15 protein-coding genes are annotated in these 17,343 nt (G+C 71.6%); 5 read left to right on the forward strand and 10 right to left on the reverse strand.

The annotated features are described in order from the left end of the window. Positions 1–137: 137 nt before the first annotated feature. Positions 138–923, forward strand: coding sequence for a VOC family protein (locus ACE1OC_RS23395; protein WP_407838643.1), 786 nt, complete (start codon positions 138–140; stop codon positions 921–923). Positions 924–944: 21 nt separating this feature from the next. Here ACE1OC_RS23395 and ACE1OC_RS23400 read toward each other — a convergent pair whose 3' ends face one another. The 4 genes from ACE1OC_RS23400 to ACE1OC_RS23415 all read right to left on the reverse strand — a co-directional run bounded on the left by ACE1OC_RS23400 (position 945) and on the right by ACE1OC_RS23415 (position 6,336). Continuing rightward, positions 945–1,748, reverse strand: a complete 804-nt coding sequence (locus ACE1OC_RS23400) for an enoyl-CoA hydratase/isomerase family protein (RefSeq protein WP_407838644.1) — start codon at positions 1,746–1,748, stop codon at positions 945–947. A 379-nt stretch (positions 1,749–2,127) separates the two neighbouring features. Beyond that, positions 2,128–4,362: an acetate--CoA ligase family protein gene (locus ACE1OC_RS23405; RefSeq protein WP_407838645.1), complete on the reverse strand. Its 2,235-nt coding sequence runs from the start codon at positions 4,360–4,362 to the stop codon at positions 2,128–2,130. 326 nt (positions 4,363–4,688) lie between these two features. Further along, complete coding sequence (locus ACE1OC_RS23410; RefSeq protein ID WP_407838646.1) at positions 4,689–5,030, reverse strand: DUF5713 family protein; 342 nt, start codon at positions 5,028–5,030, stop codon at positions 4,689–4,691. 94 nt (positions 5,031–5,124) lie between these two features. Beyond that, entirely contained in the window at positions 5,125–6,336 is a 1,212-nt protein-coding gene (locus ACE1OC_RS23415) for a flavin-containing monooxygenase (RefSeq protein WP_407838647.1), read from the reverse strand. A gap of 156 nt (positions 6,337–6,492) precedes the next feature. Here ACE1OC_RS23415 and ACE1OC_RS23420 point away from each other — a divergent pair, with 156 nt between their 5' ends. Further along, positions 6,493–6,939, forward strand: a complete 447-nt coding sequence (locus tag ACE1OC_RS23420) for a Zn-ribbon domain-containing OB-fold protein (protein WP_407838648.1) — start codon at positions 6,493–6,495, stop codon at positions 6,937–6,939. Between the two features lie 225 nt (positions 6,940–7,164). Here the strand turns inward: ACE1OC_RS23420 and ACE1OC_RS23425 are convergent, their stop codons facing one another. The 3 genes from ACE1OC_RS23425 to ACE1OC_RS23435 form a co-directional block, all read right to left on the reverse strand. After that, complete coding sequence (locus tag ACE1OC_RS23425; protein ID WP_407838649.1) at positions 7,165–7,842, reverse strand: pyridoxine/pyridoxamine 5'-phosphate oxidase; 678 nt, start codon at positions 7,840–7,842, stop codon at positions 7,165–7,167. Positions 7,843–8,074: 232 nt separating this feature from the next. After that, complete coding sequence (locus ACE1OC_RS23430) at positions 8,075–9,007, reverse strand: D-alanyl-D-alanine carboxypeptidase family protein (RefSeq protein ID WP_407838650.1); 933 nt, start codon at positions 9,005–9,007, stop codon at positions 8,075–8,077. A gap of 97 nt (positions 9,008–9,104) precedes the next feature. After that, positions 9,105–10,325, reverse strand: coding sequence for an acetyl-CoA acetyltransferase (locus ACE1OC_RS23435; protein ID WP_407838651.1), 1,221 nt, complete (start codon positions 10,323–10,325; stop codon positions 9,105–9,107). Positions 10,326–10,528: 203 nt separating this feature from the next. Here ACE1OC_RS23435 and ACE1OC_RS23440 point away from each other — a divergent pair, with 203 nt between their 5' ends. Together ACE1OC_RS23440 and ACE1OC_RS23445 are read left to right on the forward strand one after the other, a co-directional pair. Beyond that, positions 10,529–11,797, forward strand: a complete 1,269-nt coding sequence (locus tag ACE1OC_RS23440) for an acyl-CoA dehydrogenase family protein (protein ID WP_407838652.1) — start codon at positions 10,529–10,531, stop codon at positions 11,795–11,797. After that, entirely contained in the window at positions 11,797–12,270 is a 474-nt protein-coding gene (locus tag ACE1OC_RS23445; RefSeq protein WP_382976557.1) for a nitroreductase family deazaflavin-dependent oxidoreductase, read from the forward strand. Before ACE1OC_RS23440 ends, ACE1OC_RS23445 begins: the two co-directional genes overlap by 1 nt. Before the next feature lie 101 nt (positions 12,271–12,371). On the opposite strand, the gene ACE1OC_RS23450 is transcribed toward ACE1OC_RS23445, so the two are convergent. Beyond that, the gene (locus ACE1OC_RS23450) at positions 12,372–13,019 is read right to left on the reverse strand and encodes a TetR family transcriptional regulator (protein WP_250742709.1); all 648 of its coding nucleotides are present in this window, start codon (positions 13,017–13,019) and stop codon (positions 12,372–12,374) included. Positions 13,020–13,320: 301 nt separating this feature from the next. Between ACE1OC_RS23450 and ACE1OC_RS23455 the strand changes: the two genes are divergently transcribed. Further along, positions 13,321–14,124, forward strand: a complete 804-nt coding sequence (locus ACE1OC_RS23455) for a VOC family protein (protein ID WP_407838653.1) — start codon at positions 13,321–13,323, stop codon at positions 14,122–14,124. 29 nt (positions 14,125–14,153) lie between these two features. Here ACE1OC_RS23455 and ACE1OC_RS23460 read toward each other — a convergent pair whose 3' ends face one another. Together ACE1OC_RS23460 and ACE1OC_RS23465 are read right to left on the reverse strand one after the other, a co-directional pair. Beyond that, on the reverse strand, positions 14,154–15,746 hold the full coding sequence (locus tag ACE1OC_RS23460) for a hypothetical protein (protein ID WP_407838654.1): 1,593 nt from the start codon (positions 15,744–15,746) through the stop codon (positions 14,154–14,156). A gap of 101 nt (positions 15,747–15,847) precedes the next feature. Further along, positions 15,848–17,320, reverse strand: a complete 1,473-nt coding sequence (locus ACE1OC_RS23465; RefSeq protein ID WP_407838655.1) for a hypothetical protein — start codon at positions 17,318–17,320, stop codon at positions 15,848–15,850. Positions 17,321–17,343: the final 23 nt, after the last annotated feature.

The following is a 17,343-nucleotide window of genomic DNA, read 5'->3' on the forward strand; positions in this document are numbered from 1 at the left end:
GGCCGTACGGGTGATTCCACCGACGTGCGGGGCTCCCTGGGGCGCGGGCCCCGTACGGGCTCGGCATCGTGGCGGGGGTCGGGGACCGGAGGCAGGCCCCCGACCCCGCAGCAGCGCGCACGCACAGGAGGACCCTCATGCTCGGCACCGAATTCCGCAAGGGATCGCCCAACTGGCTCGACCTCGGGAGCCCCGACACCGACGGGGCCGTCTCGTTCTACACCGGCGTCTTCGGGTGGGAGTACGTCTCCCTCGGCCCGGAGGCGGGCGGCTACGGCTTCTTCCAGGTCGACGGCAAGACCGTCGCCGCCCTCGGGCCGCTCACCGAGGAGGGCGCCACCCCGGCGTGGATGCTGCACTTCAACACCCCCGACATCCAGGAGACGGCGGCGGCCGTCAAGGCGGGCGGCGGAGTGGTGCGCATGGAGCCCGGGGACGTGATGGGGGAGGGCTGGCTGGCTCAGTTCACCGACCCGCAGGGCGCGGAGTTCGCGTGCTGGCAGCCGGGGAAGACCGCCGGGCTGGGGCGGGCCTCCGAGGTGAGCACCCTGATCTGGGCGGAACTGCACGTACCCGACCCGGTCGCGGCCGTCGAGTTCTACGCCGGCCTCTTCGGGTGGCGCTCCGCCGAGATGGAAGCCCCCGGGATGACGTACCGGGTACTGAGCATCGCCGACGGGGACCAGGAGGACGGCTCCTTCGGCGGCGTCGCACCCCAGGGCGACGGCGCGGGCGATGAAGTCCCGCGCTGGGTGCCGTACTTCAACGTCGCCGACGTGGATGCGACCGTGGCCGCGATCCGGGGCGGCGGCGGCTCGGTGCTGATGCCCGCCGCCGACGTCCCGGAGGTCGGGCGGATGGCGTGGACGGCGGACCCGACGGGAGCGGTGTTCGCGCTGCTCACGCCGGACCCGCGGATGTAGCGGGCGGAGCGGTTCGCGGAGCTACCGGCCGAGGTACTTCGGGGTGCGGCGCTCCACGAAGCTGGCGACCCCCTCGTTCGCGTCGGCCGTGGTCATGTTCAGCTCCTGGGCGGTGGCCTCGGCGGCGAGCGCCGTCGCCCGGTCACCGTCCAGGGAGGCGTTGACCAGCTGCTTCGTCAGGGCCAGGGCGCGGGTGGGGCCCTGCGCGAGGCGCTCCGCCCACTCCCGGGCGGTCTCCTCCAGCGCCTCGGCGGGAACCACCTTGTTCACCAGCCCGAGCCGCTCGGCCTCGGCCGCCGGGACGGCGTCCCCGAAGAACATCAGCTCCTTCGCCTTCTGCGGTCCGACGAGGCGGGGGAGGAGGTACGCGCCACCGCCGTCGGGGACCAGGCCGCGGCGGACGAACACCTCGATGAAACGGGCCGGTTCGGCGGCGATGATCAGGTCGCAGGCGAGCGCGAGGTGAGCGCCGATGCCGGCCGCGGTGCCGTTCACGGCGGCGATGACCGGCTTCTCGCAGTCGAGCACGGCCGTGATCAGCCGCTGGGCGCCGAGCCGGATCATGCGGGCCACGTCGCCGACGACCCGCTCCGCCGGGGCGGCCGGTGCGCCGCGCAGGTCGGCGCCCGCGCAGAAGCCCTTGCCGGTGGCGGTGATGACGACGGCCCGCACGTCGGGGTCGGCGGAGGCTTCGGCGAGCAGCCCGATGACGCGCTCGCGCTGGTCCCAGGTGACCGCGTTCATGGCCTCCGGCCGGTTGAGGGTGATCCACGAGACGCCGCTCTCGAAGCGGTGGAGGACTTCGTCCTCGGGGGTGCCGGTCATGGGTGAACTCCTGTTCGTGGCTGGGCGGGCTGCGGGCTGCGGGTGGTGGGTCGGTGCCGGGGGCGGGGTGGGGTGTCGGCCTGGACTGCATGATTTAGGCGCCCTGTCCTCTACTCCGACAGGGCGAAGGGTGTTCTCGCGCCACAAATCACGCTCTACGTCCAGGCCAACACCCCACCCCGTCCCCGTCCCCGCCCCGGCCAGCCGCAGCAATTCCAGCCGTCCGGCGTTTGAGGACCGGGGTCTGGGGCGGAGCCCCAGGGGTCCGGGCGCAGCCCGGTACCCCGCTTTCAGCCCGTCCGGCGTTTGAGGACCGGGGCAGGGCCGGCCCTGGGAACGGTGGAAGGGCGGGTCGGGGACTCGCCCCGCAGGGCCCCGGTCAGCGGCAGATGGCCAGGGCGTCCAGGGCGACCGCGCCCTGGCCCCGTGGGAGGACCATCAGCGGGTTGATGTCCAGCTCCGACAGTTCGTCGCCCAGTTCCATCGCCATCCGCTGGACCCGGAGGATGACCTCCACCAGCGCGTCGACGTCGGCGGGGGGCGCACCACGTACGCCCTCCAGCAACGCGTGCCCACGGAGTTCCCCGAGCATCGCCCGCGCCTGGTCCTCCCCGAAGGGCGGGACCCGTACGGCCACGTCGTGCAGCACCTCCACGAGGACCCCGCCCAGACCGACGGTCACGGTGGGGCCGAAGAGTTCGTCCTGGGTGACACCGACGACCATTTCGACGCCGCGCTCCACCATCTGGCAGACGAGGATCCCGTCCAGCGGGACGTTCTCGTAGCGTGCGATGTCCGTCAACTCCCGGTACGCATCGCGGATCTGGCTCGCCGAGGTCAGCCCGATCTTCACCAGCCCCAGCTCGGTCTTGTGCGCGAGCTGCGGCCCCGAGGCCTTCATGACCACCGGGTAGCCGACCAGCCCGGCCGCCCGTACGGCCGCTGCCGCGCTGGTCACCAGCTGCTCCCGGGGCACCCGTATCCCGTAGGCGCGCAGGAGCTGCTTCGCCGCGTGCTCGCTGAGCTGCTGGCCCGGACGCATGAGGGCCTGGGCCTTGCGGAACGAGGGCGAGGTGGTGCGCGGGGCGTCCTCGAAGGGGGAGCGGTAGGCGGCGGTGAAGCGGTGGTGGCCGAGGTAGGCGCGGACGGCGGTGATGCAGTTGCCGAAGGTGCGGAAGGTGGCGACCCGGGAGGAGCCGAGGAGGGTGGTGCGGTAGGCCTCCTCGGTGCCGACCGGGGAGCCCCAGATCACGCAGATCAGCTTGTCCGTCTGCTCGGCCGCGTCGACCAGGTCCTGGGCGAGTTTGTCGCTCATCGGGGGGAAGGGGCCCGTGATCGGACAGATCAGGACGCCCACGGAGGGGTCCGCGAGGATCGCGTCGATGATCTTGCGGCCGCGCCAGTCGCCGACCGGGTGGCCGCCGTTGTCCACGGGGTTGGAGACGCCCAGGTACTCCGGGATCCACTGGTGCAGCTCGTCCTGCTTGGCCTGGGAGAGGGTGGGCAGGATCAGCCCCGCCTCGGTGGCCAGGTCGGAGAAGTGGGCGCCGGTGCCGCCGGAGATGGAGTAGACGACGACCCCGTCGGCGAGCGGCTTGCGGGCTCGGGCGAGGAGGGCGGCGGTGTCCTGGAGTTCGTCGAGGCCGTCGACGCGGATGACGCCGAACTGCCGCATGGCGGCGTCCACGACGGTGTCCGCGCCGGTCAGCTTCCCGGTGTGGGAGGCGGCCATGCGGGCGCCGGTCTCGGTGCGGCCGACCTTGACGGCGACGACGGGGACGCCGTTGCGGGCGGCCCGGTCGGCGGCGAGGAGGAACTGCCTGCCGTCCTTGAGGCCCTCCACGTAGCAGGCGATGGCCCCGACCTCGGGCTGCTCGGCGAAGTAGGAGATGAAGTCGGAGGTTTCGAGGTCGGCTTCGTTGCCGGTGGGCGCCCAGTGGGAGAGGCGGATGCCCAGCTCCTGGAGGGTGTAGACCGGCCGGCCCTGGTGGCCGGACTGGGTGATGAGGGCGATGGCCGGGCCGTCGAGGTCCTCGCGGAACTTCTCGAAGGCGTTGAGGTTCGTGTTGGGCCCGAGGAGGCGCAGTCCCGAGCGCTGTACGGCGGCGCCCAGGCGGGCCTGCGCGGCGGCGCCCTCGTCGCCGGTCTCGGCGAAGCCGGAGGCGAAGGCGACGGCGAATTTCACCTTGGCTTCGGCCAGTTGCTCCACGACGGGGAGCGGGTCGGCCACGAGGAGGACGGCGAGGTCCACCTGTTCGGGGAGGTCGGCCACCGAGGCGTGGCAGGGCAGCCCGAAGACCGTGGCCCGGGTGGGGTGTACGGGGTGCAGCCGGGCACCGACGCGTTCCGCCCAGGCGATGAGCTGGCGGGTGATGCCGGTGTTCGGTCTGCCCTCGGCGTCCGAGGCGCCGATGACCGCCACGGACTCGGGCCGGAAGAACCGGTCCAGGTCGGGAGCGTCGGCGTGCAGGGGCCGACCGCTGACGTCCAGCGCGACCGCGTCCTCGGCGGACGGAGCCGCTGTGGAGTGGACGGCCGTCCTGGGGGTCTCCCCGCAGGCCTCGACACGTGCGCGGAAGTCGGTGGTGAGGGTGCCGTGAGTAGATCCAAGCATCGTTCCGCCCGCTCCTGCTCGATGAACCTCGACGAATCTCAATAACTGACGCGTAGTCAGATTACTGAACTGACGTGCCGTCAGGAACAGGGATGCACAGGAAAGCTGGTGGAGGTGATGTGTGGAACGCTCGCGGGACGGCGTGAGGGTGCGCCCGGACCGGCTCCCGGCGTGGTGTGCGGGTCGGTTCGCGGGGTCGTTCACGGAACGGTCTCAGATCGCGGGGGCCCGGTCCAGACCGGTATTCGGCCGAGGTCAGAGGGCCGGGACGGTCGCACGGGGGCGGCCGCCGGGCCGGGCCGGGGGTCGCGCCGCTCCCCGGGCGCTCACCACTCCCGGGGGGAGATGAGCTGCTCGACGTCCGCGTCCGGGAATCCGTACGCGGAGGCTACGAACGCGAAGTCTTCGGCTATCTCCTCGCGCGCCACGGTCTCGATCTCGCTCCCCGCGGCCTCGAACTCCGCCTCCAGCAGGTTGAACTCCTCGGTCGCCGCCCCCGTCAGCACGTACAGCCCGGCCAGGTCTGCGGGCCGCTCGGCCTCGATGCGCGCGCAGAGGCGGAGCAGGATGTCCCGGCCCTTGTCGAGGACGTGATCGGGGTAGTACGCGTCCCCGTAGAGCGGCTTCAGGAAGGCGCGGGCTGACACGCGCTGGTTCGTGATCGACATGGTGATCCCCCCTGTTCGGCGACGGCCCGGCGGGCCCGATGTGCCGATGGTGCACCGGGCCACTGACAACGGGCCCGGTGCTGTGGGAGACCGGCTACGCGCCGATCGTGCGGGCGATGCCCTTGGCGATCTTCTCTGCGTCCAGGGCCAGTTCGCGGAGGTTGCCGCTGATGGGGTTGGTGAAACCGGTGAAATAGAGGCCGGGGGCGTCGGGCGGGGTCTTGGCGCCGTGCGTACGGGGGCGGCCGCGGTCGTCCAGTACGTCGAGCCCGCCGACCAGGCCCTCCAGGGCGCGGCGGTAGCCGGTGGCCGCGATCACGGCGTCCGGGGTGATCCGCGAACCGTCCGCGAGCACCACCTCGGCTCCGTCGAAGGAGGCCACGGCTGCCACGGGCTCCACCCGGCCCGTGCGGACCGCGTCGATCAGGCCGACGTCCTGGATCGGGATCGCCCCCTGCTTGACCCTGCTGTACAGGCCGGTGGTGGGGCGCGGGAGTCCGTACGCGGACAGGTCCGGGACCGAGACCTTGCCGATGATCGCGCCGAGCCGGTCGACGAGCCGGACCGGGAGGCGCCGGACCAGGATCCCGGTCCGCTGGGCGGGCCAGCCGGCGGTGGAGCGGCGCAGGATGTGCGGGGCGGTGCGCACCGCGAGCCGGACCCGGGCGGCGCCGCCTTCGGCGAGGTCGACGGCTATCTCGGCGCCCGTGTTGCCGACGCCGACGACCAGGACGTCCCGGCCGGCGTAGGGAGCGGGATTGCGGTACTCGGCGGCGTGGGTGAGGGGGCCATGGAAGCTGTCCCGGCCGGGCCAGTCGGGGACGAAGGGGGTGTGGTTGAACCCCGTGGCGACCACGACCGCCCGGGCCGCCATGACGCGGCCGCCGGTGGCGTGCAGGGTCCAGCCGGGGGTGTCCGGGGCGTCGGGGCCGTCGGCGCCTTCGGGGTGGGAGTCCGTGGTGGGCTCGATGCGGGTCACCTCGATGCCGGTGGCGATCTCCAGCTCGTGGAACTCGGCGTACTTCTCCAGGTAGCGCACCACGTTCTCGCGCGCCACCCAGCGTCCGAAGCGGCGCGGCATGGCCAGGCCCGGGAGGGCGGAGAGGCGGCGCGTGGTGTGCAGGTGGAGGCGGTCGTAGTGCCGCCGCCAGGAACTGCCGACCGAGTCCGACTTCTCCACGACCACCGCGCGGATCCCGCGGCCGCGCAGCGCGGCGGCTACGGCGAGGCCGCCGGGGCCGGCGCCGATCACGTAGACCGGGCGGGGCTGGGTGGACAGGTCGGGTGCTGCGGGGACTGCGGGCATGAGGTGTGAGCGTATCGCCGTACGGGGGCGGTGGGTCTCGGACGAGGAGGGAATCGGTTGCGGATCGATTACGGGGAGTGGGGACTTGTGGGATGGGGGTGGGATCCGGTGAACTGACGATACGTCAGATGAAGTGCTGTCCGGAGGAGTGGTGTCGTGAGTACTGGAGCCGGTACGGCTGCGCGGTTCGACCTGCCGGAGATCGACGACTTCACGCGGCCCTACTGGGACGCGGCCGCGGAGGGGCGGCTGTTGCTGCGGCGCTGCGGGGAGTGCGGCAAGGCGCACCACTACCCGCGGGAGTTCTGCCCGGCCTGCTGGGCAGGGGAGGACCGGGTCACGTGGGAAACGGCGAGCGGGCGGGCCACGCTGTACACCTGGTCGGTGATCCACCGGAACGACCTGCCGCCCTTCGGGTCGAGGGTGCCTTACGTGGCGGCGGTGGTGGATCTCGCGGAGGGGCCGCGGATGATGACCGAGGTCGTGGGTGGGGAGGGGGCGGAGCCGGGGGTGGGGCTGCGGGTGGGCATGGAGCTGGAGGTGACCTTCCGGGAGGCGGCGGAGGGTGTCTGGGTGGCGGTGTTCGCTCCGCGCGGGGCCTGACCGGCTGCGGCGGCTCGGCCGCGGCCCTGTGGGGCGGAGTCCCCTACCCACCCTTCCACCGTTCCCAGGGCTCAGCCCTGACCCGGTCCTCAAGCGCCGGACGGGCTGAGGGGGGGCCGGGCTGCGCCCGGACCCCCCTGGGGCTCCGCCCCAGACCCCGGTCCTCAAACGCCGGACGGCTGAAATGCCCCGGGCCGCCTCAGGCGCCGGACGGCTGGATGGGGGTCAGGGCCACAGGAGGTGGTGGGTCCACGGGGTGGTGGGGGTGCGGGTGTAGTGCAGGCGGGTGTGGAGGCGGGCCGCGTCGCCCTGGAAGAACTCGATCTCCGTGGGGGACAGGACGTACCGGGTCCACGTGGGCGCCGGGGCGTCCGGCTCCGCGCCGGCCCGTTCCCAGGACACCGCCGCGGCGGCGGCCAGCTCCTCCCGGGAGGCAAGCACCTCGCTCTGGCGCCCCGTCAGCGCCGCCGCCAGCGCTCCGCGCGTGCGCGCCGCCAGGTCGGCGCGGCTCTCCACCGCATCGCATGCCGTGACCCGGCCCCGGATGCGGATCTGGCGGGCCACCGTCGGCCAGTAGAAGCCCAGCGCCGCCGCCGGCTGCCCCGCCAGCTGGCGGCCCTTCGTACTGGTGGAGTGCGAGGCGAAGTGCAGGCCGCGTTCGTCGGCGTCGTGCAGCATGACCGTGCGTACGTCCGGGCGCCCGTCCGCGTCCACCGTCGCCAGGCTCATCGTGTGCGGCTCGGGCTGCCCCGCCTTGGCTGCGTGCGTGAACCACTCCCGGAACAGCTCGAGCGGCTCGGCCGGTGCGGTGGCCGTGTCGAAGGAGGGCAGCGGGCCGTCCCAGACGCGCAGGGAGTGCAAGGTGGTATGGAAGTCGCTCGAGTCCTCGAAGTCGCTCGTCATGTCTCAATCGAACACCACGCGGCTTGGCCGTCACTACGATGTGCGGGTTTTACGTGCTTTACGTGAGTCGTGAGCGTGGGCAGACGGGAGTTTGACGACAGGCCCTAGCCCCGCTGGCAGTACTAGCAGCACGAGCGGCAACGCGGAACGGGGGCGCCCCGCCGACCTGTTCGGTCGGGCGGGACGCCCCCGTGGATGTCCGGATGCGTCAGGACGTCAGTACGTCACTGCATCAGTCGAGGACGTCCGGGATCGGCTCGGTGGCGCTGCGCTGGAGCGCCGGCGCGCCGGCGGGTGCGCCGAGGGCCCAGTTGGTGAGCTTGATGGCGTCCGGGTAGCGGTCCGTGGAGTTCAGCAGGACGCCGATGATGGTCTTGCCGTTGCGGGTCACGGAGAAGACGAGGCACTGGCCGGCGACCGAGCCGCTGCCCGTCTTGACGCCGATGGCGCCCTGGGTCTGGTAGGCGTGGCCCGGCGTGATCAGCAGGTTGGTGTTCGTCCAGGTGGCGCTGGTGGAGGTGCCGCCGGTGCTGTACGAGTAGGTCTTGACGATCGACTTGAAGGTCGAGCCCTTCATCGCGGCGCGGGTGAGCTTCGCCAGGTCGCGCGCGGTGATCTTGTTGTTGCCGTGCTGCGAGATGCCGTCGAAGGCGTCGTAGTACGTGTTGGTCATGCCGAGGGTCTTCGCCTTGGCGTTCATCTTCGCGATGAAGTCCAGGATGCGGGCCTGCCGGGACGAGCCCGAGCCGAAGGTGTCGGCGAGGGCGTAGGCGGCGTCGCAGCCCGAGGGCAGCATCATCCCGTAGAGGAGCTGGCGGACCGTGGGGGTGGCGCCGGCCTTCAGGCGGGCCGTGCTCGCGCCCTCGCGGGCGACGTAGTCCAGGTACTCCTGCTGGACGGTGACCTTCTTGTTGAGGTCGATGCCCGGCGAGGTGAGGACGACGAGGGCCGTCATGATCTTCGTGGTGCTGGCGCCCTCGAGCTTGGTGTCGCCGGCCTTGTTGGCGAGCGTGGCGCCGGTGGTGCCGTCCATGAGGAAGGCCGACTTGGCGAGGGTCGGCGGTCCGGCGACTGCCTGGGCGGGCGAGGCGACCGCGATGAGGGCGCCGGTGGCGACGGTGATGGCGAGAGCGGCGCGCGAGCGCCGCAGCAGGTTCGATATCAAGTGTCAGTTCCCGTGATGGCTGGAGATTCCCCGAAGGGGCCGTGGGCACCGAGGTGCCGGCCCCTCCGGGAGCTTACGCAGCCCGGCCGACAAGGAGTCAGTCCCGTCCGAGAATGATGGTGCCCGAGGAGCAGAACCAGCCTCCCGTACCCGAGGCGATGGCCACTTGTGGGAGGGTTCCACCTGGTTTGCGCACCTGGCCCGCCCCTGCCTCGCCGCGCAGTTGGCGTACCGCCTCGACCAACAGGAACAGGCCGCGCATGCCGGGATGGCAGGCGGAGAGTCCGCCGCCGTCCGTATTGACCGGGAATTCGCCGTCCCGCAGGAGGCGGCCCTTCTCCACGAAGGCTCCGCCCTCGCCCTTGGCGCAGAAGCCGAGGTCCTCGAGGGTGACCAGCGTCATATAGGTGAAGGCGTCGTAGATTTCGGCCAGGTCCACGTCCGCCGGGGTGAGTCCCGCGCGGGCGAAGGCCTGGCGGCCCGAGACCGCCGCGGGGGAGACGGTGAAGTCCTCCCACTCCGACATCGTGGTGTGCGAGACGGCGGTGCCGGAGCCGAGGATCCAGACGGGCTCCTTGGCCGTGTCCGGTACGTAGTCCTCCGCGGCCAGCAGGACCGCGCAGCCGCCGTCCGAGCGGATGCAGCAGTTCAGCTTCGTGAAGGGGTCCGCGATCATGCCGGAGGACAGGACGTCGTCGACCGTGATCGGGTCGCGGAACATCGCGTCCGGGTTGGTGGCGGCGTTCGCCCGCGCCTGCACCGCCACCTCGGCGAGCTGCTCCAGCGTCGTGCCGTACTCGTGCATGTGGCGGCGTGCGGCCATCGCGTACTTGGAGACCAGCGTGTGCCCGTACGGGACCTCGAACTGCAGGGGGCCCCGCGCGCCGAAGGAGAGGTTCGAGGTCCGGCGGCGGGCCTTGATGTCGGCGCGCGCGGTGGATCCGTAGACGAGGAGGACCGCGTTGGCGTGGCCGGCCGCGATGGCGTCGGCGGCGTGGGCGGCCATGACCTCCCAGGTGGAGCCGCCGACCGAGGTGGAGTCGACCCAGGTGGGGCGCAGGCCCAGGTACTCGGCGACTTCCACGGGCGCCAGGATGCCGAGGCCGGCCGAGGCGAAGCCGTCGATCACCGACCGGTCCAGGCCGGAGTCGGCCAGGGCCCGGCGGGCGGCCTGCGCGTGCAGGGCGTACGGGGTGGGTCCGTCCACCCGGCCGCAGTCCGAGAGGGCGACGCCGACGACGGCGACCCGGCGGGGCCGGGCCTGAGGGCCGGACGTGGCGGTGGCGGAGGCGGAGAGGGGTCCAGGTGTGACAGGCATGGAGCTGACGGTACAACTGACGTACCGTCAGATGCTAGAGGATGCCCCGGGGATGCCCCGGGGATGCCTCGGGGGTGCCCCGGTGGGCGCTCGGGGATGCCGGAGGTGCCCCTCTCCGCCCTCTTCGGAAGGTCCGCCCCCTGTGTTTCTGGCGCTGCCCGCCCTAACATGACGGCCCGTCAGATACGGGGAGGAGCCCGACGATGGATGCCGCCTTCACCGCGGAGCAGGACGAGATGCGCCGTACCCTGCGCGAGGTCCTGGGCAAACGCTGCGGCCCGGACGAGGTCAAGGCCGCCGTCCGCACCGCCGCCGGACACGACCGCGAGCTGTGGCAGCAGCTCGCCAGGCAGCTCGGACTGCCGGGCATCGCCGTGGCCGAGGAGTACGGGGGCGTCGGCTGCACCGCCGCCGACCTGGTCCTGGCCTGCGAAGAGACCGGGCGGGTGCTGCTGCCCTCGCCGTTGCTGGCCACCGCCGTGCTCGCCGTACCGCTGATCACCGCCCTGGGGACCGGCGAGCAGCGCTCCACCCTGCTCCCGCCGCTCGCGGCGGGCGGGCTCACGGCCGCGCTCGCCGTGCCCGGCCCCGCCCTGGCCACCGCCCTCGCGCTGACCGGGGGCAACGCCCCGGGCGAATGGGCCGGCGGCGGCCGGGCCGGCGGGGTGCAGGCCCGCGCCGTGGACGGCGGCTGGCGGCTGTACGGGGAGGTCGCCCAGGTGCTCGACGGGCACAGCGCCTCGCTGCTGCTGGTCGCCGCGCACGCGGGAGGGTTCGCCCGCAGTCGCACGCTGCTGTTCCTCGTACGGGAGGACGCGCCCGGCCTGGTACGGGCGCGGCAGACCACCCTGGACGAGACCCGCCCGCAGGGCCGTATCCAACTCCGCGATGTCGAAGCGGAGTTGCTGGGAGTCGAGGACGCGGACGTGGCCGGAGCCCTCGCCGCCACCGGACGCGGCGCAGCGGCAGTCCTGGCCGCCGAAGCGGTCGGCGCGGCCGGGCAGGCGCTCGCCCGCACCGTGGAGTACGTACAGCAGCGCGAGCAGTTCGGCCGGGCCATCGGCTCGTTCCAGGCGGTCAAACACCGCCTCGCCGACCTCTACGTCCAGGTCCAGGCGGCCCGCTCCGCCGCCTACTACGCCGCCTGGGACCCGGAGCAGGGCGGACTCGCCCTGGCCCAGGCCCTGGAGGCGCTGCGGATCACCGCCGGCGAGGCCATCCAGCTGCACGGCGGCATCGGCTTCACCTGGGAGCACGACGCGCACCTCTACTTCAAGCGGGCGGCCGCCGACGAACTGCTCTTCGGCCCCGTCCACCGGCTGCGCGCCCACGCCGCCGAAGCCGCCGGGCTGTTCGCCCCCGCGGTCTCCGGACCCGGATCCGCATCCGCATCCGCATCCGCATCCGCATCCGCATCCGTACCAGCCCCCGCCCCCGCCCCCGCCCCACGGAACGAGAAGGTGGCCGTCTGATGGCGCCCGGAGTCAAGCTGATGCAGAAGGTCTCCTCGACCATGCTGTTCGCCAAGATCGCACCGCACTTCATCCCCGCCATGGACAAGGCGGTGCACAAGCTGACCCGCGGCAAGGTCATTCTCAGCGCCCAGATGCTCCCCGGCGTGATCCTCACCGCCAAGGGAGCCAAGACCGGCGAACCGCGCACCACCCCGCTCGCGTGCATGCCGGAGCAGGACGGGGTGAGCTGGCTGCTGATCGGCTCGAACTTCGGCCGCCCCGGACACCCGGCGTGGACCGGGAACCTGCTCAAGAACCCTGACGCGGAAGTGAGTTGGAAGGGTCAGGACATCGCCGTGCGCGCCCGCCTGCTGGCGGGTGAGGAACGCGCGGCGGCGTGGCAGGCGGTGCTGAAGTTCTGGCCGCCGTACGCGACGTACCAGGCGCGCATCGAGCGCGAGATCCGGTTGTTCCGCCTGGAGCGTCGCTGATCGCGGCGGAATCCCGTAAGCCGCAAGTCCCGTAAGCCGCAGGTCCCGTAGCCGAAACCCCTGCGGCCGAAGGCGCGGCGGACCCGGTGCGGGTCCGCCGCCTACTTCGTCGGCTTCTTGCCCGTGATGCCCAGGTGGACCAGGAGCGCCAGGTTCGGCTTCAGTTCCGCCTGCTTCACGCCCCAGGTCTGGAACCCCTTCTGGTGCGAGGCGACCGCCGCGAGCATGGCGACCAGCGAACCGGCCATCGCCGCAGGGCTCACGTCCTTGTCGACCTTGCCCTTGGCCTGGAGCTCCTTCATCGACTCCGTGAGGGAGTTGGTGACGGAGTTGAGGATCTTCATGCGGATCTTGTAGAACCGCTTGTCACCCTCGGCCGCACCGAGGTCGACGACCCGCAGGATGGCGTCGTTGCGCCGCCAGAACTCCAGGAATCCGTCGACGAGTTCCTCGGCCGCAGCCCAGCCCGCCTTGCCGACCCATGCGCGCCCCTCGACCAGCGAGGTCAGCTGTGCGCCCTCGTTGGCCATGCGCTCCGCGATCTCCAGGACGGCGCCTTCGACGTCCGGGAAGTACTGGTAGAAGGTCGCGGGGGAGGTACCGGCCTTGCGGGCGACGTCGATCACTTTGACGTCGCGGTACGGCGAGGAGCTGAGCATCTCGCTGAGGCAGTCGAGCAGCTTCTGCCTCGTCGCCTGACCGCGCCGGCCGGCAACGCGGCCGTCGACGGTGCGTACTTGTCCTGTCATGCCGTCAGCTTACCGAGGGGTGATCCGCGCGCGATTCGGCCGCCTGCAAATGGGGTGACGGGACGCCTGGCCTGGGCGTACGCCCGTCCCGGCCCGTCATCGCGACCGATTCCGGCCGGGTGCGCCCCCCGGGCGCGCCGTCCGGCTTCGGAGCCTATCCCCCGAATAGTCTTATCAACAGGCTGTGGACAAGTTTTCGGGCACATCATGATCCGGAGGACACGGCTGGGCGAGCGAGGCGGAACGTGCGCGGAGGGTGCACACCCTTGCACACCCCCGCACAACGGAAGGAACCGGGCTCATGGCCGCATTCGCAGAAGGCTCACCCTGCTGGGTCGACGCCTCCCTGCCGGACGTGGAAGCGGGCAAGCGCTTCTACGGTGAGCTCTTCGGGTGGACCTTCTCCGAGGGCGCGGGACCGGAGTACGGCCACTACACCCAGGCCTACAGCCGCGGCCGCAACGTCGCCGCCCTCGCCCCCAAGCCCGACGGCCGGATGCCGACCGTCTGGGGGATCTACCTCTACACCACCGACGCGTACGCCTGCGCCCAGCGCATCCGCGCCGCCGGCGGCCAGATGGTGATGGACCCGATGCCGGTCGGCCCCTACGGGACCGCCGCGATGGCCGCCGACCCCGGCGGCGCCGTCTTCGGCCTGTGGCAGCCCGGCACCCACCACGGCTTCGACGCCCAGAACGAGCCCTACACGTACTGCTGGTCCGAGGTGTACACCCGGGCCCGCGACGCCGTGGACGTCTTCTACGCCAAGGTCTTCGGCTACGTCCCCGAGGACCAGAACGACGACGAGTCGGGCATCGAGTACCGCGTCTGGTCCCCGCCCGGCAAAGCGGCCGGCTCGGAGACCGCCGTCCTGGGGCGCAGCCTGATCACCGACGCCTTCCCGGAGATCATGCCCGCGCACTTCCTGGCGTACTTCGCCGTCCCGGACTGCGACCAGTCCGTGGCGATGGTGCAGCGCCTCGGCGGCCGGGTCACCGCCGACCCCTTCGACACCCCCTACGGGCGCATCGCGGTGGTGGCGGACAACCAGGGCGCCGTCTTCGGCCTGCTCTCGGAGCCGCGGACGAGGACGGGCACTCCCTAGGGCCTGTCGTCAAACTCCCGTCTGCCGGGTCAGCCGGTGACCTCGACGGAGTCCACGCGGCTCTCCGAGTTGATGTGGCGGTCTCCCGAGAACACCGCCTTCCAGTCACCACTGCGCTGGACGGTGAACTTCCGGGTGAAGGTGCCGTCGTCCACGGTGCCCGTGTAGCCCACACGGATCCACTGGGTGCTGCCCTTCGGGCGGAAGTAGATGTCGACCTGGCCCTGGGCCGGCGTCGAGGTGCCGAGTTCCCGCACCTTGCCGACCACGGTCAGCTGTCCACCGCGCTTGACCGGCTCGGGGTGGGCGTTGAACTCGTGGATCTCCGTCTTGGCCCGCGACACGTGGACGGGCACCGACGCGCTCTGCCCCAGGTCCTTGCCCACGTACCGGACGCGCCAGTAGCCGTTCTCCCCAGGAAGGGACTGCCTGAATTCCTTGCCGAACTCGGCCGTGAAGGTCTTGCGGGTGGTCCATGTGGAGCCCGTCCTGGAGAACTGGATCTCGAAGGGTCCGCCGGCCGGGGGCGTCCTGCCCGGATCCACGTTCGCGGCGCTCGGCGTCAAGTCGAAATAGACCATCGAGGTCTTGCCGTAGGCGAGCCACTCGCCGGATCTGCCGTAGTAGCTCACACCCGAGGTGATGTCCACCTCGACGGGGGCGAAGGCCTTCTGGTCGAGCCACATCTGACTGCCGGTGGAGACCTTGAAGGTGGTGTCCTCCGGAGCCTTGGCACTGACGGAGAAGCGGCCCTCGGGGCTGCTGTTGAACAGCACCGGCTTGCTTGCCGTACGGGTCAGCTTCATGGTCGAGGCCACAGGCTTGAGCGTGCCGTCCGCCGCGACCCGCTTCAGCGTGCCGTTGATGCGGACGGCGTTGCCGTACGGAGCGGACACCTTGCGGGAAGCGGAGTCCAGTTCGATCCGCACCGGCTGCCTGTCGATCGGGGCATCGGTGTCGACCCAGCCAGCGAGGCCGCTGGCGTTCTTGTGCTCCATGTGGATCCGCGCGCTGGGCTCGGTGCCGGTGAAGGCGACAGGTGCCTTCAGGCGGCCCACGCTGTCGGTGGAGACGGTGGTGGACTTGCCTCCCGCGCTGATCGAAACCTTCGCGCCGCCCAGCGGGGTCAGGGTCCCGTCGCGTGGGTCAAGGCCCCTGAGGACCGTTTCGACGGTGGTGCCCAGGTTGTCCAGGGAGACCGCCTTGGACGTGGTGACCTCGTCGAACACGGGCTCGGCCGTGTAGTTGAGGGTGGTCGCGTCCTTGCGCACGAGCGGCTCGCCCTCGGTGCCCTTGTACTCGACGTCGACGGAGTAGACCCCGAGCTTGTCGAGCTTCACCGGGCCGGAGGTGGAGGTGAAGGACCCCTCCCCCGACGAAGAATCGCTCGCCTCGTACGAGAAGTCCTTGATGGTCAGGACGCGGGTCTCGGAGCCCTTCGCCCGCAGGTGGACCACGGGGCTCATGTCCTCGGCGCGGACCACGCCGATCCATACGCCTTCCGTGTTGATCGTGATGTGGAAGTCCTGGTCGGCGGCGTGCGCCGTGCCCGGAGCGAGGAGCATGCCGCCGACGACGGCGGCGGTGACCGCGAGCGCGGTGGTGTAGCGCAGGTGCTTCACAGGGTCCCCCTAGGACTGGTTGCTCGCGACGATGGCCTGCGAGCGGACGGAACGGCTGCCGGTGCGAGTGCCGGCGAGCGGCCCGCTCACGGGGTCACGGCTTACGGGTTCACCGCGAGGTCGTCGCGGCGGCTCTCGGCGTTGAGGTGCTTGCCGTCGGAGTCGCTGTAGCGGACGATCCAGGCGCCCGTCTCGTCGGCGGTGAACGTCTGGACGAAGGTGCCGTCCGCCTCGGTCTTGGCTTCGCCCCGGAAGACGTAGTCCTGGCTGCCGACGGGCTGGAGGTAGTACTGCACCGTCTGGCCGCCGTACGGCTTCGCCGGGGTCTCGTGCTGGAGGACGCCCTTGATGGTGAAGGTATGGCCCTTGCGGACCGGCTCCGGCGCGGCGTTGAAGTAGGTGAAGGCCGTCGCCGTCCGGTCAAGCCGGACCGGCTCGGTGACGGAGCCCTGCATGCTCGGCGCGGCGGCGTACCGCAGTCGCCAGTGGCCGTCGCCCTCGCCCGGGAGCGTCTGGTCGAACCGGGCGGTGGCGAAGTCCACGGTGAACACCTTGCGCGTCTTCCAGTCCGTCTTGCCGTCCTCCGAGCGCTGCACCTCGATGAGGGTGGGGGTCTGGCTGAGCGGCTTGTGGGCGAGGCGCCCGGTGAACTTCACTCCGGCGGCGTCGACCGTGGCCTTGAAGTCCCTGAAGTAGCTGACCTCGACGACCTCCGCCTCCGTATTGGCGATCACGTAGTGCAGCCACGGGGACTTGCCGCCCGCCCACGTGGTCTTCACCGGGCCGCTGCGGGACATCAGCAGCTGCCGCTCGAACCGGCCGTCCGCCGTCGTCTTGGGCTCGCCGGTGAGGTCCGCGAGCATCGGCGTGCCGTGGGGGACGGGCTTGCGCGCGCCGTCCGCGGCGATCCTGAGGGCCTGGCCCGTGATCTTGGCCGTCGATCCGTAGCGGGCCTTGATCTTCCGGGACTCGGCGTCGAGGACGATCTCGGCCTTCTGACGGACCGCGCGGGCGGTCTCGCCGCGCCCCCCGGCGCGGACGTCGGGGGTGTCCAGGACCTCGACGCGCACCTCGGTGTCGTTCTCCGTACCCCGGAAGGTGAACGGGGAGGACAGGTGACCCTGCGCGTCCGTGGTCGCGTCCTGCGAGGTGCGGTCGGCGGTGAGGCGGACCTTGGCGTTCTTGAGCGGGGCGGTCGCCCCGGTCCGCGGGTCGAGGGTGGTGACGTCCGCCGACACGCTGGTCTTGAGGTTGTCGAGGGACACCCCGTCGGCCGCGTCGACCTTGCCGACCACCGAACGCAGCCGGTAGTCGAAGTCCCCGCACTCGACGGGGTCGGTCTCGGAGCCGACTTCGAGCGCGTAGATGCCGAGGGCGGCCAGCTTGAGCGGCTCCGAGACCAGCTGGAAGTCGGGGAGGATGCCGTCCGGGTCGGTCACCTTGCGGAAGGTGCCGACGGAGGCGACGCGCAGCCCCGAGTTCTTGTCCCGCAGGTGGACGACGAGCCCCTCGGGCACGCCCGTCCCGTCCTGCGCGCTGTGGACGGCGAGGGACCCGTTCTGCGTGGCGGACATGTCCGGCGGGCAAGAGGGGGCCG

The sequence above is a fragment of the Streptomyces stoeckheimensis genome, from assembly GCF_045822005.1.
Taxonomy (GTDB): domain Bacteria; phylum Actinomycetota; class Actinomycetes; order Streptomycetales; family Streptomycetaceae; genus Streptomyces; species Streptomyces stoeckheimensis.

Coding starts and splice junctions, on each gene's coding strand:
- ACE1OC_RS23395 (WP_407838643.1), top strand. CDS start 138: ATGCTCGGCACCGAATTCCGCAAGGGATCGCCCAACTGGCTCGACCTC.
- ACE1OC_RS23410 (WP_407838646.1), bottom strand. CDS start 5,030: ATGTCGATCACGAACCAGCGCGTGTCAGCCCGCGCCTTCCTGAAGCCG.
- ACE1OC_RS23425 (WP_407838649.1), bottom strand. CDS start 7,842: ATGACGAGCGACTTCGAGGACTCGAGCGACTTCCATACCACCTTGCAC.
- ACE1OC_RS23450 (WP_250742709.1), bottom strand. CDS start 13,019: ATGACAGGACAAGTACGCACCGTCGACGGCCGCGTTGCCGGCCGGCGC.
- ACE1OC_RS23405 (WP_407838645.1), bottom strand. CDS start 4,362: ATGCTTGGATCTACTCACGGCACCCTCACCACCGACTTCCGCGCACGT.
- ACE1OC_RS23455 (WP_407838653.1), top strand. CDS start 13,321: ATGGCCGCATTCGCAGAAGGCTCACCCTGCTGGGTCGACGCCTCCCTG.
- ACE1OC_RS23445 (WP_382976557.1), top strand. CDS start 11,797: ATGGCGCCCGGAGTCAAGCTGATGCAGAAGGTCTCCTCGACCATGCTG.
- ACE1OC_RS23415 (WP_407838647.1), bottom strand. CDS start 6,336: ATGCCCGCAGTCCCCGCAGCACCCGACCTGTCCACCCAGCCCCGCCCG.
- ACE1OC_RS23400 (WP_407838644.1), bottom strand. CDS start 1,748: ATGACCGGCACCCCCGAGGACGAAGTCCTCCACCGCTTCGAGAGCGGC.
- ACE1OC_RS23435 (WP_407838651.1), bottom strand. CDS start 10,325: ATGCCTGTCACACCTGGACCCCTCTCCGCCTCCGCCACCGCCACGTCC.
- ACE1OC_RS23465 (WP_407838655.1), bottom strand. CDS start 17,320: ATGTCCGCCACGCAGAACGGGTCCCTCGCCGTCCACAGCGCGCAGGAC.
- ACE1OC_RS23440 (WP_407838652.1), top strand. CDS start 10,529: ATGGATGCCGCCTTCACCGCGGAGCAGGACGAGATGCGCCGTACCCTG.